Annotated in this window: 24 protein-coding genes; 14 read left to right on the top strand and 10 right to left on the bottom strand. The window is 67.9% G+C overall.

Going from position 1 to position 26,058, the window contains the following annotated elements; genetic code table 11:
* Positions 1–3: 3 nt before the first annotated feature.
* The 5 genes from ACFO3Q_RS01485 (at position 4) to ACFO3Q_RS01465 (ending at position 4,899) form a co-directional block, all read left to right on the top strand.
* Entirely contained in the window at positions 4–1,956 is a 1,953-nt protein-coding gene (locus tag ACFO3Q_RS01485; protein ID WP_377002808.1) for a DUF2142 domain-containing protein, read from the top strand.
* A gap of 7 nt (positions 1,957–1,963) precedes the next feature.
* Entirely contained in the window at positions 1,964–2,344 is a 381-nt protein-coding gene (locus ACFO3Q_RS01480; RefSeq protein ID WP_377002807.1) for an EamA family transporter, read from the top strand.
* Positions 2,345–2,347: 3 nt separating this feature from the next.
* Positions 2,348–3,145, top strand: coding sequence for a glycosyltransferase family 2 protein (locus ACFO3Q_RS01475; RefSeq protein ID WP_377002805.1), 798 nt, complete (start codon positions 2,348–2,350; stop codon positions 3,143–3,145).
* 82 nt (positions 3,146–3,227) lie between these two features.
* Positions 3,228–4,145: a glycosyltransferase family 2 protein gene (locus tag ACFO3Q_RS01470; RefSeq protein WP_377002804.1), complete on the top strand. Its 918-nt coding sequence runs from the start codon at positions 3,228–3,230 to the stop codon at positions 4,143–4,145.
* A 439-nt stretch (positions 4,146–4,584) separates the two neighbouring features.
* Positions 4,585–4,899: a hypothetical protein gene (locus ACFO3Q_RS01465; RefSeq protein ID WP_377002802.1), complete on the top strand. Its 315-nt coding sequence runs from the start codon at positions 4,585–4,587 to the stop codon at positions 4,897–4,899.
* A 40-nt stretch (positions 4,900–4,939) separates the two neighbouring features.
* Here the strand turns inward: ACFO3Q_RS01465 and ACFO3Q_RS01460 are convergent, their stop codons facing one another.
* From ACFO3Q_RS01460 to ACFO3Q_RS01435, 6 genes are all read right to left on the bottom strand, one after another.
* Complete coding sequence (locus tag ACFO3Q_RS01460) at positions 4,940–5,881, bottom strand: lysylphosphatidylglycerol synthase transmembrane domain-containing protein (RefSeq protein ID WP_377002800.1); 942 nt, start codon at positions 5,879–5,881, stop codon at positions 4,940–4,942.
* Complete coding sequence (locus tag ACFO3Q_RS01455) at positions 5,878–6,849, bottom strand: glycosyltransferase family 2 protein (RefSeq protein ID WP_377002799.1); 972 nt, start codon at positions 6,847–6,849, stop codon at positions 5,878–5,880. Before ACFO3Q_RS01455 ends, ACFO3Q_RS01460 begins: the two co-directional genes overlap by 4 nt.
* Before the next feature lie 4 nt (positions 6,850–6,853).
* On the bottom strand, positions 6,854–7,558 hold the full coding sequence (locus ACFO3Q_RS01450) for an O-methyltransferase (RefSeq protein ID WP_377002797.1): 705 nt from the start codon (positions 7,556–7,558) through the stop codon (positions 6,854–6,856).
* A gap of 12 nt (positions 7,559–7,570) precedes the next feature.
* Complete coding sequence (locus ACFO3Q_RS01445) at positions 7,571–9,229, bottom strand: hypothetical protein (RefSeq protein WP_377002795.1); 1,659 nt, start codon at positions 9,227–9,229, stop codon at positions 7,571–7,573.
* 160 nt (positions 9,230–9,389) lie between these two features.
* The gene (locus ACFO3Q_RS01440) at positions 9,390–10,331 is read right to left on the bottom strand and encodes an electron transfer flavoprotein subunit alpha/FixB family protein (RefSeq protein WP_377002794.1); all 942 of its coding nucleotides are present in this window, start codon (positions 10,329–10,331) and stop codon (positions 9,390–9,392) included.
* Between the two features lie 88 nt (positions 10,332–10,419).
* Entirely contained in the window at positions 10,420–11,166 is a 747-nt protein-coding gene (locus ACFO3Q_RS01435; RefSeq protein ID WP_377002793.1) for an electron transfer flavoprotein subunit beta/FixA family protein, read from the bottom strand.
* 219 nt (positions 11,167–11,385) lie between these two features.
* On the opposite strand from ACFO3Q_RS01435, the gene rfbB reads away from it, so the two are divergent.
* From rfbB to ACFO3Q_RS01400, 7 genes are all read left to right on the top strand, one after another.
* A complete protein-coding gene (rfbB, locus tag ACFO3Q_RS01430) occupies positions 11,386–12,441 on the top strand; it encodes a dTDP-glucose 4,6-dehydratase (RefSeq protein ID WP_377002792.1) in 1,056 nt (351 codons plus the stop codon).
* Positions 12,438–13,325 (top strand): glucose-1-phosphate thymidylyltransferase RfbA, encoded by an 888-nt coding sequence (gene rfbA, locus ACFO3Q_RS01425; RefSeq protein WP_377002791.1) that lies wholly within the window; start codon positions 12,438–12,440, stop codon positions 13,323–13,325. Before rfbB ends, rfbA begins: the two co-directional genes overlap by 4 nt.
* Positions 13,322–13,879 carry a dTDP-4-dehydrorhamnose 3,5-epimerase gene (gene rfbC, locus ACFO3Q_RS01420; RefSeq protein ID WP_377002790.1) on the top strand — a complete coding sequence of 186 codons (558 nt, stop codon included), beginning with the start codon at positions 13,322–13,324 and terminating at the stop codon, positions 13,877–13,879. Before rfbA ends, rfbC begins: the two co-directional genes overlap by 4 nt.
* Positions 13,876–14,781: a dTDP-4-dehydrorhamnose reductase gene (gene rfbD / locus ACFO3Q_RS01415; RefSeq protein WP_377002789.1), complete on the top strand. Its 906-nt coding sequence runs from the start codon at positions 13,876–13,878 to the stop codon at positions 14,779–14,781. Before rfbC ends, rfbD begins: the two co-directional genes overlap by 4 nt.
* A 74-nt stretch (positions 14,782–14,855) precedes the next feature.
* A complete protein-coding gene (locus ACFO3Q_RS01410) occupies positions 14,856–15,599 on the top strand; it encodes a CoA transferase subunit A (protein WP_377002788.1) in 744 nt (247 codons plus the stop codon).
* On the top strand, positions 15,599–16,225 hold the full coding sequence (locus tag ACFO3Q_RS01405) for a CoA transferase subunit B (RefSeq protein WP_377002787.1): 627 nt from the start codon (positions 15,599–15,601) through the stop codon (positions 16,223–16,225). The genes ACFO3Q_RS01410 and ACFO3Q_RS01405 overlap by 1 nt, the downstream gene beginning before the upstream one ends.
* Before the next feature lie 43 nt (positions 16,226–16,268).
* The gene (locus tag ACFO3Q_RS01400; RefSeq protein ID WP_377002786.1) at positions 16,269–17,615 is read left to right on the top strand and encodes a UDP-glucose dehydrogenase family protein; all 1,347 of its coding nucleotides are present in this window, start codon (positions 16,269–16,271) and stop codon (positions 17,613–17,615) included.
* A 165-nt stretch (positions 17,616–17,780) separates the two neighbouring features.
* On the opposite strand, the gene ACFO3Q_RS01395 is transcribed toward ACFO3Q_RS01400, so the two are convergent.
* Both ACFO3Q_RS01395 and ACFO3Q_RS01390 read right to left on the bottom strand, forming a co-directional pair.
* Positions 17,781–20,630, bottom strand: coding sequence for a rhamnan synthesis F family protein (locus ACFO3Q_RS01395; RefSeq protein WP_465251324.1), 2,850 nt, complete (start codon positions 20,628–20,630; stop codon positions 17,781–17,783).
* Positions 20,631–20,634: 4 nt separating this feature from the next.
* Positions 20,635–22,236 carry an electron transfer flavoprotein-ubiquinone oxidoreductase gene (locus ACFO3Q_RS01390; RefSeq protein ID WP_377002785.1) on the bottom strand — a complete coding sequence of 534 codons (1,602 nt, stop codon included), beginning with the start codon at positions 22,234–22,236 and terminating at the stop codon, positions 20,635–20,637.
* A gap of 165 nt (positions 22,237–22,401) precedes the next feature.
* Between ACFO3Q_RS01390 and ACFO3Q_RS01385 the strand changes: the two genes are divergently transcribed.
* Complete coding sequence (locus tag ACFO3Q_RS01385; RefSeq protein WP_377002784.1) at positions 22,402–23,754, top strand: amidase; 1,353 nt, start codon at positions 22,402–22,404, stop codon at positions 23,752–23,754.
* Between the two features lie 8 nt (positions 23,755–23,762).
* Positions 23,763–24,374, top strand: coding sequence for an alpha-ketoglutarate-dependent dioxygenase AlkB family protein (locus ACFO3Q_RS01380; RefSeq protein ID WP_377002783.1), 612 nt, complete (start codon positions 23,763–23,765; stop codon positions 24,372–24,374).
* Positions 24,375–24,457: 83 nt separating this feature from the next.
* Here ACFO3Q_RS01380 and ACFO3Q_RS01375 read toward each other — a convergent pair whose 3' ends face one another.
* Together ACFO3Q_RS01375 and ACFO3Q_RS01370 are read right to left on the bottom strand one after the other, a co-directional pair.
* Positions 24,458–25,156 (bottom strand): ABC-type transport auxiliary lipoprotein family protein, encoded by a 699-nt coding sequence (locus ACFO3Q_RS01375; RefSeq protein ID WP_377002782.1) that lies wholly within the window; start codon positions 25,154–25,156, stop codon positions 24,458–24,460.
* Positions 25,153–26,055, bottom strand: a complete 903-nt coding sequence (locus ACFO3Q_RS01370) for an MlaD family protein (RefSeq protein ID WP_377002781.1) — start codon at positions 26,053–26,055, stop codon at positions 25,153–25,155. Before ACFO3Q_RS01370 ends, ACFO3Q_RS01375 begins: the two co-directional genes overlap by 4 nt.
* Positions 26,056–26,058: the final 3 nt, after the last annotated feature.

Here is a 26,058-nt window from a genome sequence, read left to right as displayed (position 1 = left end):
CCCATGGACCTTGCGCGGGTCTTCAGGCGCCACTTTCCGCTCCTGCTGGCGCTGCTGTGCGGAGCCCTGGGAGTCGCTTCGCTCTCCCAGGCCTGGATGCGGGGCACGGTGGAAGTGCAGCTCGATTTCCCGGGCGGTGTGCCCGAGGGAACCCGGGTGTTCTTCGCCGGCAGCGAGGATTTCGTGGAGAAGAACTCGCTGTCGCTCCCGGCCGACGCAGAGGGCGACGTGTCCATCCTCGTGCCGATCGGGTTGCACGAGCGCATCCGGATAGTGCCGCTGGCCGGAAGCACGGCCTCGTTGTGCTCGCTGGAGGTGGTCGCCACTGGTCGTGCGCCGCTAAGCCTCGAGGACTACCGGGTAATCGACCGTCGAGGCGTCACCAGCGTCTCCCTGCATCCCGGCTGCGTATCGGCCGTTCCCGTGGCAGGCGAAAGCGCTCCTCACGTGACCATCGGCCTCCAGTCGACCGAAGCATGGGACGCGGGCGCGCGCGCCTGGTTCGGGTTGGCGATCGCGGCGTTCTGCATTGCCCTCGTCCTGGGGAGCGCATGGCTGTGGGGTTGGCGCGGATGGGGTGTCGCCGATCGCGAGTCACGGGCATCCACAGGAGGTGCAGGCACCTCGAAGCTGGTGCCGGTGTACGTGGTGATATCTCTCTTCTTCGGCACGCTCTACGCGGTGGTGACGCCGCCCGGAGCGGTAACCGACGAGTACGCCCACGTCACCAAGGCGGCGAAGATGGCGAACGGCGCCTTCCTGGGCGCAACCGGAGACCAGCTTTTCCCGAACATCTTCGAGATGTACGGACGGTTCAACGGCTACCTCGATCCCGGCGTGCACTTCAGCGGGTTGCAGCTGGTCAACCAACTGCGGGCACCGGTGCCGTGCCAGCGGACAACCGCGGATCTACCGAAGGGAGCGGACAGCTATTCGCCGACGCTGTATCCCGTTCCCGCCGCCGCCTACGTCGTCAGCTGCGCCACGGACCAGGATCTGGGCACCTTCCTGCTGCTCGCGCGCGTGGGCAACCTGCTGCTGGCCACGGCACTGATCGCATTCGGAATCTGGGCGACGATTCGCGCGCGCTGGGTGCTGTTCGTCTGCGCGCTACTGCCCATGTCCGTCTACCAGATGGCTTCGGTTTCGGCGGACGCGCTCTACATCGCGGCGTCGCTGGCCTGGCTGGGCGCGGTGTGTGGCGTCATCGAGGAGCGGATCCCGGTACGTCGCGCAACGTGGATCCTGGGGCTTCTCGCGCTGTTCCTGGCCCTGTCCAAGCCCGGGGCGGCCTGGGTGCTGGTGGCGATTCTCTTCGCGAGGCAGGCCTACCTGCGGCAAGCCGGCACCTTCACTCCCGCGGTCCTGAAGTACATGCTGCTTCCTTTCGTGATCCACATCGGCTGGGTCCTGTATGCGTCGTCCTCGGCTGCGCCGCTGCCCGGAGTGGATCCGGCGGCCAACCTTGCTCGGATCGCCGACCGACCCCTGGAAGTCGTGGGGCTGTTCTTCGACACCTATGTCAGCACGCACGGTGTATGGATTCTCAAGTCTACGCTCGGCGCGCTGGGCTGGCTGGACGTATCGCTGGCCAAGGTCAGCTACCTCGGGCTGCTGTTCTGCCTCGGCGCAACAGCGGTAATGGGCTGGCCGGTGCCCAGGCCGCCGGCGGCCACGGTCGCGGCGGGGTGGATATTCGCGGCAGGCGCGGTGGCCATGCTCAGCCTGCCGCTGTACCTGTTCTGGACCGTCCGCGACTCTACGATCATCATGGGACTGCAGGGGCGTTATTTCATACCCTGCCTCGCGTTCGCCTTCTGCTTCACCGCGGGATCGCTGCCGGTGGGGCGGTACGCGGCCTGGGTCCACCGCGGACTCGTGGTTCTGGTGCCGGCTGTCGTCATGGCCGCGCTCACCGACGGACTCCTCGCGCTGCTCGCGCGGTACTACCCTTGAGGCGATAATGATCCGCGAGATCCTCATGATCGTGTTCGTCACCTGCTCCACGTTGGGCAGCCAGTTGCTGGTCAAGCGGGCGGTGACGCAGATCGCACAGCGCGACCCGGTCCCCCAAGGACTGAACTGGTTGATCGCCGCCTGCCTTTCGCCGGAGGTCATCGCGGCCGTCGCGATCCAGGGGATCGGCTTCATCACGTGGGTCGTGGTGGTCAGCCGGATCAAGCTGGGCGTCGCTTTCGCGATCTCGGGATCCTTCTTCTACATTCTCATCGCGCTCGCCAGCTGGCTCCTGTACGGCGAACGCTTGGCACCCGTGCAGTGGCTCGGGCTTGTGCTGGTGTCGTCCGGGGTGCTGATGATGACATTGACCGGCAAGGCAGCCTGAACCATGGGACGTTCCCCCGATCACAGCTTCGTCGTTCCCGCGTACCGGAGTTCGCCGCACCTCGCCGATTGCCTGGCGTCGCTGGCGTCGCAGACGCTTGCGGGCTCGGAGATCGTCGTATCGACGTCGACGCCGTCTGGAGAGCTGGAAGCGCTGGCAGCGCGGTTCGGCGCGCGTTACGCCGTGCATGCGCCCAATGCCGGCATCGGCCGCGACTGGAACATGGCCGTGGCGCAGGCACGCCGGCGCTGGGTGACCATCGCGCATCAGGACGACCTCTACCTGCCGGATTTCGTGGCCAAGACGATGCGGGTGGCCGAGGCTGCTCCGGACGCGTCGTTGGTGCTGACCGATTACGTGGAACTGCTCGGCGAGACCGAGCGGCCGCGCACGCGGATGCTGAGAATCAAGCGCCTGCTGCTCGAGCTGGGCTTCTTGGGGCGTCGGAGCATCCGGCGAGAGGCCGACAAGCTGAGACTGCTGCGCTTCGGCTGCCCGATTGCCTGTCCTTCGGTCACTCTCGGGCCCGGAGCGACCGGCGTGACTTTTCGTGAGGATCTCAAGGTGGACCTCGACTGGGAGGCATGGATCCGGCTCGCGCGCCGGCCTGGCGCGTTCTGCTTTGTTCGTGAACGGCTGATGGCCCATCGCATTCACGCCGAGAGCGAGACCAGCGTCGGGGTCCGCGGTGGCGTACGTGCACGCGAAGACGCCGCGATGTTCGCATCGCTCTGGCCTACGCCGATCGCGACGCTGCTCGCCCGGGCGTACGCGCATTCCTACGAGGCGGGGGGGCATTGACATGACGTTCCCTGTCCCGCAGCGGAGCCCCGAAGGGGTGCCCGCAACCTGCTCCGTGGCCGTGGTCATACCCTCCTACCGCGTGACCCGCCACATCCTCGGGGTCATCGCGGGGATCCCTGACTGGGTTGATCGCATCTACGTCGTCGACGACTGTTGCCCCGATGGCAGCGGTCGACTCGTGAAGGAGCGCTGCGCGGATGCGCGCGTGACCGTGCTCTTCAACGAGACCAACACCGGTGTTGGAGGAGCGGTGATGGCTGGCTACGTCCGCGCCGAGCGGGAGGGCTGTGACATCATCGTCAAGATGGACGGCGACGGGCAGATGGAGCCCTCGCTGATCCCGGCCTTGATCGCACCGATCGCGATGGGCGAGGCGGACTACACGAAGGGAAATCGCTTCTACGATCTGGCGCAGATCGGGCGTATGCCGCCATTGCGCATATTCGGCAACGCGGTACTGTCGTTCATGACGAAGATCTCGTCGGGCTACTGGGACCTGTTCGACCCGACGAACGGCTATACCGCAATACATGCGCGGCTGGTGTCGAAGTTGCCGATGCACAAGATCAGCAGGCGTTACTTCTTCGAGACCGACATCTTGTTCCGCCTCAATACACTGCGGGCCGTGGTGGTGGACGTGCCTATGGATGCGCGATATGGCGACGAGGTGAGCGGCCTCAGCGTGCGACGCATCCTGGTCGACTTCATGTACAAGCATGTCCGCAATACCCTCAAGCGGGTCTTCTACAATTACTTCCTCCGGGACATGTCTCTGGCGAGCGTCGAACTCGTAGGCGGCGTGCTGATGGTCGGGCTGGGCCTGCTCGCGGGCATCCATTTCTGGGCGGACGCGGCCGCCGAGGGTGTGACTGCTTCGGCTGGCCGCGTAATGCTCGCGGCACTACCCCTTATTCTAGGGCTCCAACTATTGTTGGGGTTCATCGCCTTCGACATCGCCTCCGTGCCGCGACGTGCCATCCACCGACTGCTGCGTTGAGAGGCGTGGATGCCGGGTTCCCTCTCCCGCTGCCGTGACGGTTGTGGGGGCGCCCAACTCTTCGGCATGCCAGCTTGTCGGCGCTCTCAGCATCTACCGCCGTTTCGTCCTTGTGACGTCGTCAACCCTAGCGCGTCCGTTTCTCCTTGATTCCAACGCAAGAACTTCCGAGATGCGTATACGCCGCCCGATCAAATTGCTCCCGCTCTTGGCTGCGGCGCTCCTCGTCTCCTTAGGAGGGTGCCAAAAGGAACTGCCGGCCCCGGACGATGTCCAGTCGCGCCCGGCGCTCGTGCCTCCTGGTGCATCCGGGATGCTTCCGGCGGCCTTCGGTGCATTTCTGACGGTCACCGCCGAGCATCGGGCTGCGCTGCGGGCTGCTTCCGAAGCTCCATGCTCTCTGGATGTGCTCAATGGCGCCGCACGGGGTGACACCGACATGTTGCCGATCAAGCGCGGCGGCGAGCTGGAAGTGGTCGGCTGGGTGCTGAATCCTCGCAGGGAGGTGCCGAGGGAGTTCGCCGTGGTGCTTGTTGGAGTGGCCTCCTCCTACGCCGCCAGAGGAGCCGCTGGTGGTGCTCGAGCCGACGTGGCGAGAGTCTTCTCGACGGCCTTAGCTATCGCGTCCGGGTATAGCGTCCGAGCGACATTGGCCAATGTCGAGCCTGGCGAGTACGAGGTGATCCTAGTCCAGGACACCTACAACGTGCCGACGCGCTGTGAGACAGGTTGGCGGATTCAGGTCGTCGATTGAGGCATTCGACGGATTCCTGGTGCGGGACAAATACCCGAATTCAGGACGTTGCCCTGACCGCCTTGAGCAGCAACGGCAGGAGGGCAATCGCAAGGGCGGCGGTGGCCAGCACAACCATGCCGTGGGACAGCATCGAGGCTGCAAGTGCCGGCTCAGGAGCAATGCCGAATGGCAGCGACATCCAGACCCAGGCGGCCTGGAATGGCCCTACGTTGGCGACTCCGGATATGGGAAAGGCGAACGCCAATGAGGCTGCGGCTCCGATCGTGGCTGTGGTCATTGAGCTCACTTCCACGATGATCGCCCGCGAGAAGCAGTAGAACGCGGTAAACAGCGCGATCCAGATGGCGAGCGAATAGGCGTATGATCGTAGCAACTGGCCGCGATTGACGGCCGTCATCGCGTATGCCGCGCGCGACAGTACCGGTACGGTGATGTGCCGCCCGTCGTGCCGAGCCAGATCCTGTAGGCGGTGCCAACCCAGGAAGAGGAGCAGGGTGACCGTCAATGCGCCAGCCAGGGCGATTGCCGCGATGGTCGCAGCGCTCGCTTCGCCGATAGCTCCAAAGGCCAGCAGCGCTGCCGCAGCACCCAGCAGCCCAAGTGCCAGCATGTCCAACATGCGCAGCAGAATCAGGATGCCGAGGCCAGACGAAACATCCATCCCGCGCGCCCTGGACAGTAGCAGCGGAAGCATGAACTCGCCCAGCTTCATCGGTAGCAGCGCCGTGGTCGCATTATGCGCTACGGAAATCGCGATCAGCGAAGAGGCCAGACGTCCGTCCAGAACCAAGCTCAGGCGTATCGCGCGCAGCAGGGTGGTTGCTAGCGTTGCTGCGGTACCCAGCGCTATCCAGCGCACATCGGCGCTGCGAATGGTGTACAGGAGCATGTCCGTGTCGACCGCGGTTGCCACCAACCACGCAAAGGTGGCTGTAATGGCTAGCGCGAGGATGACCTTGGCGGCGACCTTTGAGCTCACGCTGGGATGGTGCGCACGCTCTGCGCGGTGGTTCGGCCTGTACGTTCAGCGACAATATTGCGGCTCCTGGCATGCGGTTGCTTGCTCACGATCAGCTCCGCCATCATGCCGAACAAGATGAACTGGACGCCCACGATCACTAGCAGGACCCCCAGCAGTAGTAGCGGCCGGTGGCCGATCGCCTCACCGGCGAGCCAGATCGCGAGTAGGTAAAGGTTGACGATCGCCCCGACCGACGCGAGCGTCAGTCCGGCGGTTCCGAAAAGATGGCCCGGCCGTGAGTTGTACTTGGTGATGGTCACGACCGTGAGTAGATCGAGGAAGCCCTTGATCAGGCGGCCAACACCGTACTTCGATCGCCCGAATCGGCGGGGGTGGTGAAGAACCTCCATCTCGGTGACCGTGTAGCCCATGGAGGCGGCAAGCGCCGGAATGAAGCGGTGGAGCTCCCCATAAAGGTCCACGGACTCGAAGACCTCGCGGCGATACGCCTTGAAGCCGCAATTGAAGTCGTGGATGCGCACGCCGGAAATTCGGGCGGTGACGTAATTGAACAGTCTGGAGGGTAGCGTCTTCCCCATCGGGTCGTGCCGGACCCGCTTCCAGCCAGACACTACGTCGAATCCAGAGCGGATGAGCTCGAGCAACTTCGGAATCTCGTCGGGATCGTCCTGCAGGTCGCCGTCCATGGTGATCACGATGTCGCCGGTCGCACGCGAGACGCCGGCCTGCAACGCGGCGGCTTTGCCGAAGTTGCGGCGCAACCGCAGCCCCTGCACGGTGTCATTCGAGATCGCCTGAATCCGTAGCCAGGTCTCGTCCTGGCTGCCGTCGTCGACAAAGATGATCTCGTTGAGTGTGGCGGTGTCGGTGAGCTTTTCCGTGAACACGCAGGTGATCCGTTCCGCGAGCGTCTGGACGGTCTCCTGTTCGTCCATGACCGGGACGACGATCGATACGGTTTGCATACTGTCAGCTCCTCTGCTCGAGTAAGGAGGTCTGGCTCGGCAGCGGGAGTGCCGGCGCCAAGCCGCGCAGGCGGCGTTCGACGAACGGACTCGAGTCGATTGCGGCCCGGTACTCCTTGCGTTCGCTGTTGTCGAACAGGATCAGTCCGCGCGGAGACAGGCGTTGTGCCGCCCGGGCGAGACAGGCCGTTCGGGCGCGTCCGTCGATGACGATCAGGTCGAACATGCCCTCCTGAGAGGAGATGGCGTCGACGTAGGCATCGAAGGCCCGGTCCTCGTACCCGCGTCGGCGCGAGCGCGCTTCGGTCGTGGCACCGGTCGCCGGCACGTCCGGTACGGTCAGGACGTTGACGTTCGGACACGAAGAGAATAGAGGTGCCATGGAGTCGGCGAACCCGATGTCGTGCTCCACCGAGATCACCTCGGCGCAGCGCTTAGACAGCCACAGCGTGCTGGCGCCAGCGCCGTACTCGAAGACGCGGGCCTGGTTGTCGAACGAGGCCAGGAGCTGTTCAACCTCGCGGATCGCATCGAAGGTCCACCACGGCAAGTCAAGCAACGCCAAGTCACGACTGTCATAGATGCTGAAGAGGCTGCGGGTCCAGCGGGCGCCGCGGCTGTCGCTGCGTTCGAGCGCCTGCAGGATGCCCAGCCTCCCCGCAATGCGCTTGGCGCCGCGCATCGAGTGGATGTAAAGCGACTTGATCATTCAGATCCTTTTTTACGGTGGCGTGATCTGCGATTCGTCAGGGGTGGGCCCCGGCATCCGGATGCCGTGTGGCGAACGTATCCAGCGACCGCCGCCTAGTGGAATCGCGGCGTAAGCCGTTCTCTCGCCGTTTGCGACGTCGGGAACGCGCGCGTAGCCGATCCAGCCATACTCGTTGCGCTCGCGTTTGTAGGCCTTGGCCACATCGGGCCGTGGGACTCCACCAAGACCCATGCCGAGTACGCGGCCGTCCTCGTCGATCAGCAGCAGGCACCGGGCTTCGCTTTCGGGGTTGCGTTGTAGGGGGGGGGCATCGTCCTCGGGGGCCAAGGCCCAGCCACTGAGGCGGTACCAACCATCGTCGAGTTCGCTGGCGGTGTCGACGTGCCCCACCATTCGGCTGACATCGGCCGACTCGACCATGACCGTCTGTCCGACATCTGGGCAGGGCGTTGGCTGGTTGAAGGGCACGTGACCGATCGTGCGCAAGTGCTCAAGTGAGCTGTAGAGCTGGTCCGGCGCGGAGGTGATCCTCGGGATGACGACCGAGTCGTCGCGGACCCCGAGACGAATCGCCAGCGTCGCCAGCTGCTTTCCGTCGGCCCGATTCTCGAGGCGCTCAACTCGCGGTTGCCCTGTAATGAGGACCGAAGCGGCCAGGACGACGCCGAGCAACGTGCCGCCGCTGACCCGCCAGCGTTGGCTGCTTTCCCGCAGTGCCGCGAGGTTACGTTGCGACAGCCAGAGTCCAAGCACCGCCACCCAGAACAGCGAGGGCAAGGATGCATAGCGACTGGCCATGGCCGCCTCGGAGCCACCCATGCCGGAGCGCCCAATGGCGGCCAGAGCCGCGTTCATCAGTACGTAGATGCCGATGGCGATCCAGAATGCGTCGACGCCACGCTCGCCTTCGCTGCGCTGTAGGTCGCTAGCGACGAGCCAGCCGAACGTGGCCAGCCCGACTCCGCCCCAGAGCAGGGCAAGGTTGCTGTCGGTGGTGAGGCCTGCGCCCAGGAAGGTGAGCGCGAAACCAATCAGAGCGAGGAAGTCGAAGGTGCGTTCGCCGTGGCTCTCGGGCACGCGCTGGAACATCACGACGATAGCCAGGTAAACGATCCCTAGGGCCACGTACAGCATCCCTAAGCGTCGGGTGCTGCGAAGAAGCAGCGCCTGCACACCGATTACCGTCATCGCCACGATGCCGGTGCTGTACATGTGACCGGCGCACAATGCGGCCACGCCCGCCAGCATGATCAGCAAAGTCGACCGGCGCTGCGCACCCAGCATCATCAGTGCCGCGCTGGCTACAGCGAAGCAGTTGGCGCCCAGCCATGCGACACCGCTCATGCCGATGAAGTAGTTGTGCGCAGCCATCGGCGTGAATACCGCGACGGCTGCGACCGTCGCGAGCAACACGGTCTCCAGCGGGCCGGCGGCACTGCGCGACAGGACCTTGGCGAAGCAGGCGGCGACCAGCAGCGAAAAGGTGCAAGCGATCACCGACAGGCCAAAGTTATCCCCCTGCGTGACCAGGTGGTTGGCCAAGTAGAACAGCTTGGTCAGCGCGACGATGTGCTCGTTGGAGGTCTTGTAGAGGGTCTCCAGCGTTAGCACGAAGCCGGTGTCGCCGATGATCGACGGGAAGATGTCCCAGTAGTCGAGGTCCGGCATGCCCCTGGCCTGGGAGACGATACTGAGCGCCAAGGCCCAGAAGCCCGCCACTGGCAGGCTCCAGAGCAGTAACCTCAGTGCGTTCGAACCACGGTGATCAGCGGAGGTACGCTCCGCGCCCCTGTTCCTCGGCGTTGGCGCGCCCCTCGGCGCAGTCGCGCTAACCAATGGCGGCATCCAACTCCGGCAGGATCTTGAACAGATCGCCGACGAGCCCGATGTCGGCAATCTCGAAGATCGGCGCATCGGCATCCTTGTTGATGGCGACGATGGTGCCCGCGTCCTTGATGCCCGTCAGGTGCTGGATCGCGCCGGAGATGCCGATGGCGACGTAGAGCTCGGGTGCGATGATCTTCCCCGTCTGCCCCACCTGCAGCTCGTTGGGAACGTAGCCCGCATCCACCGCTGCGCGCGAGGCGCCCACGGCGGCGCCGAGCTTGTCGGCGAAATCGAAGATGATGCGGAAGTTCTCCTCCGAGCCGACGCCGCGGCCACCCGCAACCACTCGGCGCGCGCTCTGCAGGTCGGGCCGGTCGCTGCTGCCGGCAGCCAGCCCGACGAAGCGAGTGTGCGTGGGCAGCGTAGCCTCCACCGTCATGGTCTCGATCTCGGCCTTGCCGCCTCGGGCTGCTTCCGGCCATGACGCGGAGCGCACGGTGGCCACGACGGGCCTGTCGGCGGGCGCGTCGACCGTCACGATCGCGTTGCCGGCATAGATCGGGCGCGTGAATGTGTGCGTGCCTTCGACCGTCATGAGGTCGGAGACCTGCGCCGTTCCGAGCAATGCGGCAACGACCGGCATCACATCCTTGCCGAAGGTGGTCGAAGGACCGAACACGTGGCTGTAGCCTTCGGCGAGCTTTGCGACCTGGGGCCCCAACACCTGCGCGATAGGATGCGCGTTGGCTTCGGCGCTGACTGCCAGCACCCTGCGTACGCCTTCGATCTGGGCAGCCTCTGCGGCCACGGCGCCGGCGTCGGCGGCCAGGACCGCGATGTCGATGTACTCGGGCTGCAGCGCGCGGGCGGCGGCGACGCACTTGGCGGTCGCGCCGTTGAGCCGGCCTTCGTGGTGCTCGGCGACGATCAGAACCTTGGACATGGTCTCTCTCCTGGAGAATGGGCGGGTCGCGGCGGCACAAGCCTCGCGCCCCCAGCCCTGCGCTTCCTCTGGGAAGCGGCGCGGTGGATTACAGCAGGCCCTTTTCCTTGAGCTTGGCCACGAGTTCCGCAGCGTCCTTGACCATCACTCCGCGGCTACGGCCGGTCGGAGCGGCGTAGCGCACGGTCTTGAGGAAGTCGCCGGACTCGATACCGAGGTCCGCGAACGGAACGGTCTCCAACGGCTTGCTCTTGGCCTTCATGATGTCGGGCAGCTTGATGAAACGCGGCTCGTTGAGGCGCAGATCGGTCGTGATGACCGCCGGCAGGTCCACCTCCAGCGTCTCCAGGCCCGCGTCCACCTCACGCGTGACGATGGCCTTGTCGCCTTCCACGGAGAGCTTGCTGGCGAAGGTCGCCTGCGGGCGGCCCCACAGCGTGGCCAGCATCTGGCCGGTCTGATTGGCGTCGTCGTCGATGGCCTGCTTGCCCAGCAGGACCAAGCCGGGCTGCTCCCTCTCGACCAGCGCGATGAAGGCGCGCGCTGCGGTCAGGGGCTGTACCGCGTGATCGCAGACCACGTGGATGGCACGGTTGGCGCCCATCGCCAAGCCGTTGCGCAGGTGTGGCTGAGCATCGGCCGGAGCGATCGTCGCGACCACGACCTCACTCGCTACCCCGCGCTCGCGCAGGCGCAGCGCCTCTTCCAGCGCGATGTCGTCGAACGGGTTGGGCGAGAGCTTGACGCCGTCGGTGACGACGCCGGAGCCGTCCGGCTTGACCTGGATGCGGACGTTGTAGTCCACCACGCGCTTGTAGGCGACGAGGATCTTCATCAGAGCGGGATTCCCTTGGGTGCTGACGGGCCTCTGCCGACCATGCCGGCCGGCGCGGGGCGAACTCCCGGATTCTAGCGGCAAGGGGCCGGTCACGCGACCTTGCTGTGGGTTCAGGTTCCGCGCGAGCGATCGGCGCCGGGATGCGTATATCCTGTTCTGCCGGCCTTTTCCCGTCCCCGGCGCGACTTGCGCAATCACTTCTAAGGAGATCTCCCAGTGCCAACCTGGTTCGTGACCGGCGGTGCCGGTTTCATCGGCGGCAACTTCGTGCTCGAGGCGGTGCGACAGGGGGTGCGTGTGGTGAACCTGGACGCGTTGACGTATGCGGGAAACCTCCACACGTTGGCCTCGCTCGAGGGCAATCCCGACCACGTTTTCGTGCACGGCGACATCGGAGACCGCCCGCTGGTGTCGCGCCTGCTCGCGGAGCATCGGCCCGACGCAGTGCTGAACTTCGCAGCAGAAAGCCATGTCGACCGTTCCATCGACGGCCCCGCGGCTTTCGTGCAGACCAACGTGGTCGGCACCTTGGGCCTGCTTGAAGCAGTGCGCGACCACTGGAAGACGCTCGAAGGGGACGCGAAGGACGCGTTCCGTTTCCTCCACGTCTCCACCGACGAGGTCTACGGCACGCTCGGCGAGACCGGCAAGTTCACCGAGACGACCCCATACGCGCCGAATTCGCCGTACTCGGCGTCCAAGGCCGCCTCGGACCACCTGGTGCGCGCCTTTCACCACACCTACGGCCTGCCCACGCTCACCACCAACTGCTCGAACAACTACGGGCCCTACCACTTCCCCGAGAAGCTCATCCCGCTGGTGATCGCCAAGGCGCTGGCTGGCGAGCCGCTCCCGGTCTATGGCGACGGGCGGCAAGTGCGCGACTGGCTGTTCGTGACCGACCACTGCGAAGCGATCCGCACCGTGCTGGCGAAGGGGCGGATAGGCGAGACCTACAATGTCGGCGGCGACGCCGAGCGCGAGAATATCGAGGTCGTCCGCACCATCTGCCGCCTTCTCGACGAGCGGCGCCCTCGCGAGGACGGACAGCCGCGCAGCTGCCAGATCGCCTTCGTCGCGGACCGCCCGGGGCATGATCGCCGGTACGCGATCGATGCCTCCAAGCTGCGGAACGAGCTCGGTTGGCGTCCGCGGCACACGTTCGAGGAGGGGATCGCCGAGACCGTCGACTGGTATCTCGAGAACCAGGAGTGGGTGCAGCGCATCCTCGACGGAAGCTATCGACTCGAGAGGATGGGGGCGGCGGCATGACTGCGCGCAAGGGCATCATCCTGGCCGGTGGCTCCGGTACCCGGCTGTATCCGATCACCAAGGGGGTCAGCAAGCAGCTGCTGCCCGTCTACGACAAGCCGATGATCTACTACCCGCTCAGCGTGCTGATGCTGGCGGGGATCCGCGAGGTGCTGGTCATCAACACGCCGCACGAGCAGGCGCTGTTCCAGGCGCTGCTCGGCGACGGATCCCAGTGGGGCATGGACATCCGCTATGCGGTGCAGCCGAGTCCCGACGGGCTCGCGCAGGCCTATCTGATCGGGCGCGACTTCGTGGATGGCAGGCCGAGCTGCCTGGTGCTCGGCGACAACATCTTCTATGGGCATGGCTTGACGGACACCCTCAAGCGCGCCGATGCGCGGAGCGAGGGCGCAACGGTGTTCGGCTACTGGGTCTCGGACCCTGAGCGCTACGGAGTCGCCGAGTTCGACGCGGACGGCAAGGTCGTGGACATCGCGGAGAAGCCGGAGCAGCCGCGTTCCAATTACGCGGTCACTGGCCTCTACTTCTACGACGGCCGCGCGAGCGACTATGCGGCCGAGTTGAGGCCGTCGCCGCGTGGCGAGCTGGAGATCACCGACCTCAACCGACGCTACCTCGACGATGGCGCGCTCTACCTCGAGCAGCTGGGCCGCGGCTACGCCTGGCTCGATACCGGGACCCACCAGTCGTTGCACGAGGCCTCGAACTTCATCCAGACCATCCAGGACCGCCAGGGCTTGCGGATCTGCTGTCCTGAGGAGATCGCGTACGGCAACGGCTGGATCGGGGCGGCCGAACTTGAACGGCTTGCGACGCCGTTGTCCAAGAACGGGTACGGCAAGTACCTCATGACTCTCGTCGAACGTGGAGTGGTGCGTTGAAGCTCATCGAGACTGCCCTGCCGGGCTGCACTGTCATCGAGCCGGCCGTCTTCGGCGATGCGCGCGGCTTCTTCTTCGAGACCTGGAACGCGGAGCGGTTCGGCGAGCACGCATTGCCGACCCGTTTCGTGCAGAGCAATGTCTCCTCGTCCGCCCGCGGCGTGCTGCGCGGCCTGCACTACCAGTGGCCGCGGCCGCAGGGCAAGCTGGTCAGCGTCCTCGAGGGCGAGGTCTTCGACGTCGCCGTGGACATCCGTCGCGGATCTCCGCACTTCGGACGTTGGGCAGGGGTCGTGCTGAGCGCCGAGAACCGACGCCAGTTCTGGATTCCGGAAGGCTTCGCCCATGGCTTCGCGGTTCTGTCCGAGCGAGCGCTTTTCAGCTACCTGTGCACGGATGTGTACGTACGGGAAGCCGACGCGGGCCTGCGCTGGAACGACCCGTCCATCGGCATCGACTGGCCCGTGACCGATCCGCTTCTCTCCGACAAGGACGCTGCGGCGCCCCTGCTGGCTGAAGTGCCCGAGGCCCGACTCCCGGTGTACGCGGCATGAGTGTGCTCGTCTTCGGGGCCAACGGCCAGGTCGGGCACGAGCTGCTGCGGGCCTTCGCCGGTGCCGGCCACCTGGTCGCCGCGACGCGCAGCGGTGCTCTGGCAGACGGAAGCCCCTGTCTGCGCGCCGACTTCGCCGATCCCGAGGGAGTGTTGGCGTTGCTGGAGCGGGAAAATCCGTCGGTCGTGATCAATGCCGCTGCGTATACCGCCGTCGACCGCGCCGAGAGCGAGCCCGAGGCCGCCCATGTCGCCAATGCGCACACTCCCGGCGTCATCGCGCGCTGGTGCGCGGAGCAGGGTGTCGCGATGGTCCACTACTCGACGGACTACGTGTTCGATGGTCGCGGCGAGCGGCCGTATGGCGTCGATGCCCCCCCGGCCCCGCTCGGGGTCTACGGGGCGAGCAAGCTGGCCGGCGAGAGGGCGATACGTGCCGCCGGCGGGCGTCACCTGATTTTCCGCACAGCATGGGTCTATGCGGCCCATGGGCACAATTTCCTCCGGACCATGCTCCGCCTCGGCCGCGAGCGCGACGAGCTGCGTGTGGTGGCCGATCAGGTGGGTACGCCCACGCCGGCTGCGTTGATCGCCGACGTCACGCGGCTCGCTCTGGAGGCCCCCGGCGGCCGCTCCGGAACCTGGCACCTGACGGCCAGCGGCCAGACGAGCTGGCACGGCTTCGCCGAGGCCATCTTCGAACGCGCGGTGGCGCGCGGCCTGCTCGCGCGCGCGCCGCGCGTGCACGCGATCACGACCGTGGACTATCCGACACCCGCGGCGCGCCCGGCGTACTCGTGCCTCGACACTGCCTCGTTGCGAAGCGATTTCGACGTCGTCCTGCCCGATTGGCGCGACGGCCTGGACGGCGTTCTGGAAGCGCTGGCGGAGACGTCGCACTGACCGAAGGTCCAAGGGCGCCCGCTCGGGCTGGGGCTAGAATGGCGGACTCTTCCTCTCCAGCGTGGAACCGCCCGATGAGCGAATCGACCTCTCCCGAGCGCGCCGCCGCCCACGGCAAGCTGTTTCCCGATGCGCAGGCCGCGCTGGCCGGCATCGTCGCCGACGACCAGACCCTTGCCGTCGGGGGCTTCGGCCTCTGCGGCATCCCCGAGGCCCTGATCGCCGCGCTCCGCGACAGCGGGGTCAAGGGCCTGACCGTCATCTCCAACAACGCGGGGGTCGATGGGTTCGGGCTCGGCCTCCTGCTGGCCACGCGGCAGATCCGCAAGATGATTTCCTCCTACGTGGGGGAGAACAAGGAATTCGAGCGCCAGTTCCTCGCGGGCGAGCTCGAACTCGAGTTCAACCCGCAGGGCACGCTCGCCGAGCGCCTGCGCGCCGGGGGCGCGGGCATCCCGGCCTTCTTCACCGCCACCGGCTACGGCACCGTGGTCGCGGAGGGCAAGGAGACGCGCGAGTTCGACGGCAAGCACTACGTGATGGAGACCGCGCTGAAGGCCGACGTCGCCCTGGTCAAGGCGTGGAAGGCCGACCGCGCCGGCAACCTGGTCTTCCGCAGGACCGCGCGCAACTTCAACCCGGCCTGCGCGATGGCGGGCAGGATCTGCGTCGCCGAGGTCGAGGAGGTCGTCGAGACCGGCGCGCTCGATCCCGACGCGGTGCACCTGCCAGGCATCTACGTCGACCGCATCGTGCTCAACCCCACGCCCGAGAAGCGCATCGAGCAGCGCACCGTACGCACCGAAGGAGCGAAGTGATGGCCTGGACCCGCGACCAGATGGCTGCGCGCGCCGCGCAGGAACTCACCGACGGTGCCTACGTCAACCTCGGCATCGGCCTGCCGACGCTGGTGGCCAACCACATCCCCGACGGCGTCGACGTGTGGCTGCAGTCGGAGAACGGCCTGCTCGGGATCGGGCCGTTCCCGACCGAGGACGAGGTCGATGCCGACCTCATCAACGCCGGCAAGCAGACCGTCACCGCGCGCAAGGGCGCGGCCTACTTCGGCAGCGACGACTCCTTCGCCATGATCCGCGGCGGCCATATCGACCTCGCCATTCTCGGAGCGATGCAGGTCACGGAGAAGGGCGACCTCGCCAACTGGATGGTCCCGGGCAAGATGGTCAAGGGCATGGGCGGCGCCATGGACCTCGTCGCGGGCGTCAAACGCGTCGTGGTGCTCATGGAGCACGTGGCGAAGAACGGCGAGCACAAGATCCTGCCCGAATGCACCCTGCCGCTGACCGGCGTTGGCGTTGTGGACCGCATCATCACCGACCTGGGCGTGCTGGACGTGACGCCGGACGGACTGCGCCTGGTCGAGCTCGCGCCGGGCGTCAGCGAGGAGGAGATGCGGACCAAGACCGGGGTGCCGTTCCTCTGACGACACGCTAGACTCGGCCGCCCTCAGTAGATCCGGGTAACCGATGAAGGTAGCGATTTTCGGGACTGGCTACGTTGGTCTCGTGACTGGAACGTGCTTGGCGGAGATCGGCCACGAGGTGACGTGCGTCGATGTCGACGAGGCGAAGGTCGAGGCACTCCGTGCAGGGCGGGTTCCGATCTACGAGCCGGGTCTCGAACCGCTGGTGGCTTCGAACATGGAGGGCGGTCGACTTCGATTCACGAACGACGCCCGCCCTGCCATCGAGGCGAACGAGATCGTGTTCATCGCCGTCGGCACGCCGCCGGACGAGGACGGAAGCGCGGACCTGAAGTACGTACTGGAAGTTGCGCGAACCATCGGCCGGTACATGGCGGGTCGGACGGTCGTCGTGAACAAGTCGACCGTTCCGGTGGGTACCGCTCGTCTGGTGCATGATGCGATAGGCGCGGAGCTTTCCGCCCGGGGCGTCGCGCATGACTTCGAGGTGGTTTCCAACCCGGAGTTCCTGAAGGAGGGGTCTGCAGTCAAGGACTGCATGCACCCCGACCGCATCGTGATCGGCGCGGAAAAGGCGTCGTCGTTCGAGAAGCTGCGGCGCCTCTACGCTCCATTCGTGCGCAATCGCGAGCGTTTCGTCGAGATGGACGTGACGTCGGCGGAGTTGACGAAGTACGCGGCGAATGCACTTCTCGCGACCAAGATCAGCTTCATGAACGAGGTCGCGAACATCGCCGAGCGGGTCGGGGCGGACATCGAGATGGTCCGAAAGGGTATCGGCTCTGATCCTCGCATCGGATGGCACTTCATCTATCCGGGGGCAGGATACGGCGGTTCGTGCTTCCCGAAGGACGTCCAGGCCCTTGCGAGGACGGCCCAGAAGCTCGGCATGCACCCCGAACTGCTGGAGGCGGTTGCGTCGGTCAACGTGCGCCAGAAGCGTCACCTGTACGAGCTGGTGGAACGCCATTACGGTGCTTCCCCGACCGGGAAGACCTTCGCCGTCTGGGGGTTGGCCTTCAAGCCGGATACGGACGACATGCGCGAGGCCGCAAGCCGCCAGCTTCTGGAGCAGCTCTGGGGGGCTGGAGCTCGCGTGCGCGCCTACGATCCCGAGGCGATGGCCGAGACTCGGCGCATCTACGGTGTACGCGACGACCTGGTTCTGTGCGAGTCAGCTGCCGCGGCGCTCGAGGGGTGCGATGCGCTGGTCATCGTCACGGAGTGGCGCGAGTTCCGTAGTCCGGATCTCGAACTCATGCGCGCGCGGATCCGCGACAGGGTGATCTTCGACGGCCGCAACATCTACGATCCTGCCGAGATCGAAGATGGCGGGATCGCGTACTACGGGATCGGTCGCGGTCGCTCGATCGGCTCGCGCACCGCCTGACCTCGGTCCGGCCATTCTTCGGTATCACGGGCGGCAGCACCGCCCGTGGGCCGCAGTGGCGCGACCACACAGTTGAGCCGCTTCGGCTCGATCGCCGCCCGGGGCGGGGGCGTCCGGTGTATGGCGGCTTTTCCTGTGGAGGCGGCGAGCGCGTCTTGTGGCTGATCAGGATGGCCGGAAGCTGCTGCGCGTGTCCGATTGCGCCGCGACCCGGCCACGCCCGGTGAATGCGTCTTCCACTTCCAGGCCATGCAGCCACGGTGCGTCCCAGAGGCCGCTGCCGACGCAGTCCAGCGGGATCTGCACGGCCTCGGCGTCGAACTCGAGCTCCGCGACAAGCGGGGCCGCGCAGGTGCATGCGTCGCGAACGAAGCGCAGGGCACCCTCGTGGGTCTGCGCGATGATCGGCCACTGCTCGGGCGCGACGTCCGGGGCGGCATGCTGCGGAAGATACCCTGCGCCGTCGGCCACGAAACCCGCGAACTGAGGGTGTGGTGCCGTGAGCACGCTCTCGAGAAGCAGGTCGTTGCGCAGTATCGTGCTCGGCCCGGCATCCGGATGGCGCCCGTCGTGATAGCGACCTGCGGCCCAGCCGTAGCCGTGAAGCGATGCTGCGCGTGCGTTAAGGGCGAAATAGGCGCCGTCCAGAGGCCTTCCCAGCATCTTCGCGAGGTGGCGCTGGATGGTGCCGGAGTAGCCGATGTCCGCCAGCAGTACCGGCTCCGCGCCTGCTTCACGCTGCCAGTAGTCCCGGTACGCGGCCCGCGCTTCGGCAGAGAGGCGCAGGAGGGTCGCGTGAGCGGGCGAGAGCATCTCCACGACCTCGGCATGCATCTCGGGCAGGAATATCTCCTGCTCGAGCACACGCGGGGCGAGCAGGGAGGCGGTCTCCTCAGCGGCCTTCGCCCCCAGGCGCGCCCGCAGCAGCCCCATCAGGGGGCCGTTGTAGGTGCCGTCGAAGAGATCGGGCAGGTCCTCCACCGTGGCCGGTGCGGCCAGCCCCGCCGCCTGTCGTGAAGCCAGCAGGTAATGGCCTTGCAGCGCGTCCGAGAGGCCCGGGGTCGTTGCATGGAGGATACCGAAGGCCCGGTGGAGCAGGTGGCCTTCTCGGCTGAGGAAGAGCACCCGGCGCGCCCCGCGCGCGGTCGCGACACGCACGAGCCAGGCCAGATAGTCCAGCACCAAGGGACCCAGCACGCAGTAGCCGAAGGAGTCGGGAGAAACCACGACGCGCGGTGCCAGCGCGTGTGGGGTGCGGTCGGCAAGGTTCGCGAAATGGTTGGCGACGAGTCCCAGGCGAAGTTGTTCGCACCAGTCCCCCGCGCCCACTCCCTGCGGTCGCAGCGGCCGCAATCCAGGCACGACGTCCAGCAGCGCTCCGGGTCGCAGGATGTGCACGGGCGTCAGGAGGCCGTGCCACTGCGGTACCTGCACGTCCGACTGCTCGTTGTCGCCGACATGGAGCCAGCGCGCGTTCGACAGCCCTTCCACCTTCGGCAACTGCGTCCAGGCGCTGCCTGTGTCCTTGCGCCAGCCGGTCTCGCAGGACACATACCACGTCGAAGGCAGGGAGGCTGCTGTCGAAGGAAGCACGGCGCGCAGAGTGCTCGCGTCGAGGTACATGTCGGACAGTGCCGCCACCCTGCGGCCGCGGGCCGCCGCCGAGAGCGCGTCCAGCACACCCTCACGGGCCTGCAGCAGGCGTGCCTCGGTCGTTTCCTCGAGTATGCGCAGTGGCTCCGTCGGAAGCTCCGGGTCCATCGCTGCGAGCGCAGCGTAGATCTCCCGCAGTGTCGGGTCGCGACCGCCGAGGGTGCTGCGCGCGCGGCTCTCGGCGCGCTCCCGCAGCGAGACGAAATCCTCGACGGCGAGCTCGGCTTCCGCCAGTCGCGCCAGATAGGCGCGGGCTCCGTCGGCCGAAAGGAACGGCCGAACCGCCAGCGTATCGAACACGTCGACCGTGATCAGCTTCGCGTCGATGGCGGCCATGCGCAGACGGTCGCCCAGCGGCGTCTCGAAGTACGTTCGCCAGTTGCGGTCTCCCTCGGTCGCGAGGGTGAGCGTCCCTCCTTGGGGGAGCACGCCTGCAAGGTAGCCGCGGCTGCGGACCACCGGGACCAGCAGGCGCTCGATCGCGTGCTGGAGCGTGCCGTCGACCTGCCCCTGCTCATCCGGAAATTCGTTCGTCTCCAGGCCCAGGTCGAACAGTGGGCGAAGCGCGTCGACCCGTGCCCAGAACATGGAGCCGGCAGGAAAGTCCAGGTAGGACCCGGCAGCCACGCCCACGCCGAGGCGATGGCCCAGGGTGCGCGCCTTTTCGAGGTTGCTCAGCCAGGTGTGCGCCCAGAGAGGGACGCTTTCGTAGCTGTCGGGATAGATGAGGCCGAGTCGGGGCTCGGCAGCGAACATGCCGAGCTGCCAGCCGATGCGCCGTGCGTCCCCGAACAGGGCGTGGACGAGGTAGCGCCGCCATCCGTCCTGCACGGAACCGGTATAGAGCGACTTCTTGGTGTGGAGGTGGGCGACGACGTCCAGGGCGAGGATGTCGTCGCGGAAGGTGGTCAGGAACGGGGCGATGTCGCGCCCGCGGTTGGGCACGACCTCCACGCGAAGCCGGGTGAGGTTGGGCAGTCCGGAGAAGCGGCGCTCGACGACGGCCGCCGTATCCCGTTCGGTCACCGACACCAGCAGCGTGTAGGGTCGCGGCATCGCCGCCAGCGCCTGAGCGAATTCGTCCAGAAGATCCGCATAGAACACGTGCAGCATCACGCCGACTTCGAGCTGGATCGCTTCGAGAGCGGCGGGAGGGCCGAAGGCGTAGGTGTTCGGCGGGGGCGGTGCGGCGGGAACGGGCGTGGTGGCCTGTCGCAGACGTGCGACGACGCCCCGCGGGCCTAGGGCCTTCGCCATGAGCAGGGCGCGCCGCGCCACCGCGTAGGCGCCCTGCAGGCCGCCGCCGTGACGTTCGACGGAGCGCCCGATGGCGCCCGCCAGGCGGCGGAAGCGGACGATCACGGATTCACAGATTCTGGTAGTTCGGCCCCGACCCGCCCTCCGGCGTCACCCAGTCGATGATCGCGTAGGGGTCCTTGATGTCGCAGGTCTTGCAGTGCACGCAGTTGGCGGCGTTGATCTGCAGGCGCCGGCCGGCCTCGTCCTCGACCATCTCGTAGACGCCGGCCGGGCAGAAGCGCTCGCAGGGGTTGCCGTACTCCTCGGTGCAGCGGTCGACGCAGATGCTGGTGTCGCGCACCCTGAGGTGCACCGGCTGGTCCTCGTCGTGCTCGGTCGCCGCGAAGTAGACGCCGGCGAGGCGGTCGCGCGGGGGCAGGGTGCGCTGCACGTAGTCCCGCTCCGGCGCCTCGTGGCCGTCGAGCTTCTCGAGGCTGGTCCAGTCGGCCTTCACCTTCAGGGTCCACGGCGAGCGGCCGCCGGTGAGGGTCTCCCAGCCGGCGTTGGCCAGGCCCATCCACAGCCCGCGCTTGAAGCCGGGCTTGATGTTGCGGACCCGGCGCAGTTCCTCCATCACCGGCGAGGCGCGCAGCTTGGCGTCCCAGCCGGCGGGCGAGAGCGTTTCGGCCAGGTGCGCGGCGGCGAGCATGCCGGAGCGCATCGCCTGGTGGGTGCCCTTGATCTTGGGAACGTTGAGCAGGCCGGCCGTATCGCCGATCAGGATGGCGCCGGGCATCTCGCACTTCGGGAGCGACTGCCAGCCGCCGGTGACGACGGCACGCGCGCCCGCCGACAGGATGGTGCCGCCCTCGAGCAGGGGCTTGACCGTCGGATGGTGCTTCCACTGCTGGAAGGCCTCGTAGGGCTGGAACATCGGGTCGCGGTAGTCGAGGCCCATGACCATGCCGAGCGCGACCTGGTCGTTCTCCAGGTGGTAGAGGAAGCTGCCGCCGTAGGTCGACGGATCCATCGGCCAGCCCAGCGAGTGCACGATGCGGCCCGGCTTCGCCCGTCCCGCGGGGAGCTGCCAGAGCTCCTTGATGCCGATGGAGTAGGCCTGCGGGTCCGACAGCGCGTCGAGGTCGTAGCGCTTGACCAGCTGCTTGGTGAGGTGACCGCGCGCGCCCTCGGCGAGCACCGTCACCTTGGCGCGGATGTCGATGCCCTGGGTATAGGTGGGCTTGTGCGTGCCGTCGCGCGCCACGCCCATGTCGCCGATGCGCACGCCGCCGACCGAGCCGTCCTCGTTGAAGTACGGCTCGGCCGCGGCGAAGCCCGGGTAGATCTCCACGCCGAGCGCCTCGGCCTGCGGCGCCATCCACGCGCACATCGCCCCCAGCGAGACGATGAAGTTGCCGTGGTTGCGCATCTGCGGCGGGACCATCGGCGCCTTGCGGCCGCCGTTCCTGGTCAGGAACCAGAACTCGTCCTCGGTCGCCGGCACGCACACCGGCGGCGGAGCGTCGCGCCAGCCCGGCAGCAGCTCGTCGAGCGGCTGCGGCTCGATCACCGCGCCGGACAGCACCTGCGCGCCGATGGTCGAGGCCTTCTCGATCACGCACACCGACAGCTCGGGGCGGATCTGCTTCAGGCGCACGGCGAAGGCGAGGCCGGCGGGGCCTGCGCCCACGGTGACCACGTCGTACTCCATGAATTCGCGTTCGCTCATCTCACCCTCGCTGGCGCGCGGCCTGCAGGGCCGCTGGCTGTAAACCGCGGATTATTGAGGTTTTGCCCGACACCGGGCAAATGGCATCATGCCCGGCACCGGCGCGTGCGGTGTCTGCAGCAGCGGCCCTCGCGCCGCCTCCCGACCGCTTTCCTGCCGCAGCCGATGATGTCCGACGCCGACCGTTTTCGCCTTGCCGACCTTCCCCGCGTCCTCCGTGCGCTCGCGCTCGGGGAGGTCGCGAGCGAGGCGCTGACGGAGAGCTGCCTCGCCGCCATCGCGCGGGACGGTGCGCTCAACGCATGGACGCACGTCGACGTCGAGGGCGCACGTACGGCCGCGCGCGCGTCCGACGCCCGTCGTGCCGCCAACGGTGCCATCGGCCGCCTCGACGGCGTGCCGATCGCGATCAAGGACAACTTCGACATCGAGCGCATGCCGACCAGCCTCGGCCTGCCCGGGCGCGGCGAGCGCATCGCCATCGAGGATGCGGCGGTGGTCTCGCGCCTGCGCGGCGCCGGTGCCGTGCTGCTGGGCAAGACCAATCTCGACGAGGGCGCGCTCGGCACGACGGGCCGCAATCCGCACTTCGGCGACGTGGCCAACCCGCATCTCCCGGGACGCGTCGCCGGCGGCTGCTCTGCGGGCGCCGCGGCCGCGGTCGCGGCCGGGCATGCGCTCGCTGCCATCGGCTCGGACACCTTCGGGTCGGTGCGCATCCCGGCGGCCTTCTGCGGCCTGGTCGGCCTCAAGCCGACCTTCGGCGAGGTCTCCTGCCGCGGCATGGCGCCGTCGCTGCGGCGGCTCGACTGCCCGGGCATCCTCACCCGCAACGTCGCCGACGCCACCCTGCTGCTGCAGGTGCTCGCCGGCTACGACCCGGGCGATCCGCGTACGCGCGCGCGCCGCGTGCCCTTCGCGCCGCCGGACTGGGAGCCCGGCCGCCTGCGCGTCGCGGTCGTGTCCGACCTGCGCTCGCTCGGCGCGACGCCGGAGGTGGTGGAGCGCTTCCAGCAGGCGATCGCCCAGGCCGGCAGCGTGCTGGGGCAGGCCATTCCCATGGCGATGGACGTCTCCCCGAGCGAGGTCGCCGCCGGCCGCCATGCGGCCCTCCTGCTGATGGAGGCGGAGCTGCTCGCCTCGCACGAAGGCCGTCTCGAAGGCATCTCGCCGCGGCTGGCGCAGATGCTCGACCACGCCCGCAGGCGCACCTCGGCGGACTACGTCCGCGCCGACCGCCTGCTCGACGACGCGGTCGTCCAGGTGCGCGCGCGCTTCGCCGAGGTCGACGTGCTGCTGCTGCCGACGGTGCCGTCGGTGCCGCCCGCCGCCGCGGCGGAGGAGCCGGTCAACCTGGGCGACTTCACGGCCATCGCCAGCCTTGCCGGCTGCCCCGCGCTGAGCCTGCCGCTCGGCGAAGGCATCGGCCTGCAGCTCGTCGGTCCGCGCGGCAGCGACCTGCGCCTGCTCGAGCTCGGCGAGATCCTCTCGGCCGTGCTGGGCGCCGCGGCCGGCTGAGGCGGCGCATGCGCCTGGAGCTTCCCGGCGCCGACGTCGTGTTCGATCCCGTGTGGCTGCCGGGCCCGGCGGCCGATGCGGCCCTGGCCGCGATGCAGCGCGAGGTCGCCTGGTCGCAGCCGCGCCTGCGGCTCTACGGCCGCGAGGTCGCCTCGCCACGGCTCGCCTGCTGGATCGGCGATCCCGGCACCGACTACACCTACTCGCGTACGCGCTTCGCCCCGGCGCCGTGGCCGCCTGCGCTGGCGGCGCTGCGCCCGGCGGTCGAGGAGGCCGCAGGCGCCTGCTTCAACGCGGTGCTCGCGAACCTCTACCGCGACGGCGACGACGCCATGGGCTGGCACGCCGACGACGAGCCGGAGCTCGGGCCGGAGCCGGTCATCGCCTCCCTGAGCCTCGGCGCCACGCGGCGGTTCCTGTTCAAGCCCCGCGCGGGCGGCGCCTCGGTGGGCATCGATCTGCCGCACGGCAGCCTGCTGGTGATGCGCGGCGCGACCCAGACGCACTACCGGCATGCCCTGCCGCGGACGCGGCGGCCGGTGGGGCCCCGGGTCAACCTCACCTTCCGCCGGATCCGCAACCCGCACACCGATGCGTACGCCGGAGCGCACCGGACCTAGGACGGCTCCCGGCGGGATCCGCGCGGCCTGTCGATGCGGAGTCCGGCCGCAGGAGGCGCTTCAGCCGCGCCCCCGGCTCGTCTTCAGTCGCGTCGCGGCAGCGGCAGCGGCTCGCTGCGGGTGGCCGGGGTCTCCGCCGCTTCGAGCGCCGCGGCCACCCGTTCGCCCTCGGTGAGGGTCCAGCCGACCACGTCGGACACCACGGTCGACAGCCCCCGGCCGAAGGCCTCGCTCACCAGCGGAACCGCGGTGCCGGTGGCGGGCTCGGCGTGATGGAAGGTGCGCGCGGCGACCACGCGGTTGCCGCGGAAGTGGGTGAGCTTGGCGCTGAGTTCGATGGTGGCCTGCGGGTGGCCGTCGACGTAGATCGATTCGAACCGCCGCAGGTCCAGCAGCAGGGCGAAGTCGCCACGCAGACCGCCGCCGAAGCGGCTGACCGCCATGATCCTCTGCGAGTCCTCGAAGGCCCGCACCAGGGCGTTCTGCACCAGCTCGGGGGCCGCATCCATCCACAGCGCGCCGGCGTAGACCTCGAGCTCGCCCGGCTGCGGCCGCACCGCGATGCGCGAGGTGGTGAGGGACTCGCTGGCGCTGGGCGTCGCCACCGAGAGCTGCCAGTCCACGGTCGGCCACGAGGGGTCCACCCGCACCTGCACGTCGGGTGCGAAGACCCGCGGCGCCTCGCGCTGGCCGCCGGGGATCAGGCTGCCGCAGCCGGCGAGAGCGAGGAGGAGGGCGGTGGCCGCCAGGCGGGCGGCGGGGCGCATGCGGCGCTGGGTCATGGCTCGAATTCCTTGGCGCGGTCGCGGCCGAGCAGGTAGCCGGCGGGGTTGTCGCGCAGGCGCGCGGTGACACGGTCGATCTCGCGCAGCGTGGCGCGCATCTGGGCGAGGGTCGGGCCGACCTGGCCCAGGCCCTCGTTGCTGAAGCGGCTGATCGCGTCGCGGTTGTCCGCCACCAGCGCATCGGCGTTGCGGGTGAAGGAGTCGAGCTGGTCGAGCGAGCGTTCCAGGCTCGCCACCAGACGCGGCACGTCGTTCTGCACCGTGGCGTCGACGCGGCCGAGCGTGCGCTCCAGCGCCTCGGTCGCCTGGCGGGCGTTGGTGATGAGCTGGGCGATGTCCTCGCGCTGCGCGGCGATGGAGCCGGTCACCAGCTGGATGTCGTCGAGCGCCTTGCCGATGCGCGCAATGTTCTCGTCCGAGAGCAGCTTGTCGAGGCGCTCGGCGATGACCCCGGCGGTCTCGGTGATGTTCTGCAGCGCCGACGGCGCGGTCGGGATCACCGGCACGGGGTGGCCGTCGGTATGGGTCAGCCGCGGGCTCTCGGGCGCACCGCCGGACAGCTGGATGATGGCGGTGCCGGTGACGCCGGTCAGCGCGAGCCGCGCGCGCGTGTCCTGCTTGACCGGCGCCTCGGCCTGGACCCGGATGCGCGCGACGACTTGGCGCGCGTCCTGCGGGTGCAGGTGAAGCGACTTCACCGAACCGACCGCGATGCCGTTGTACTGGACCATGGCGCCGACGGTGAGGCCGGTGACGGCCTCGGTGAACACCACGTCGTACTCGTTCCAGCTGCGGTCCGACGAGTATTTCGCCGCCCACAGCGCGAAGACGACCAGGAAGGCGAGCGTCGCGAGGGTGAACGCGCCCACCAGTACGTTGTTGGCCTTGGTTTCCATCGT

This window comes from Coralloluteibacterium thermophilum, assembly GCF_042654365.1.
Taxonomy (GTDB): Bacteria; Pseudomonadota; Gammaproteobacteria; order Xanthomonadales; family Xanthomonadaceae; genus Coralloluteibacterium; species Coralloluteibacterium thermophilum.
The sequence above is the reverse complement of the archived record's forward strand: the minus strand, read 5'-3'. Positions and strand labels throughout refer to the sequence as shown.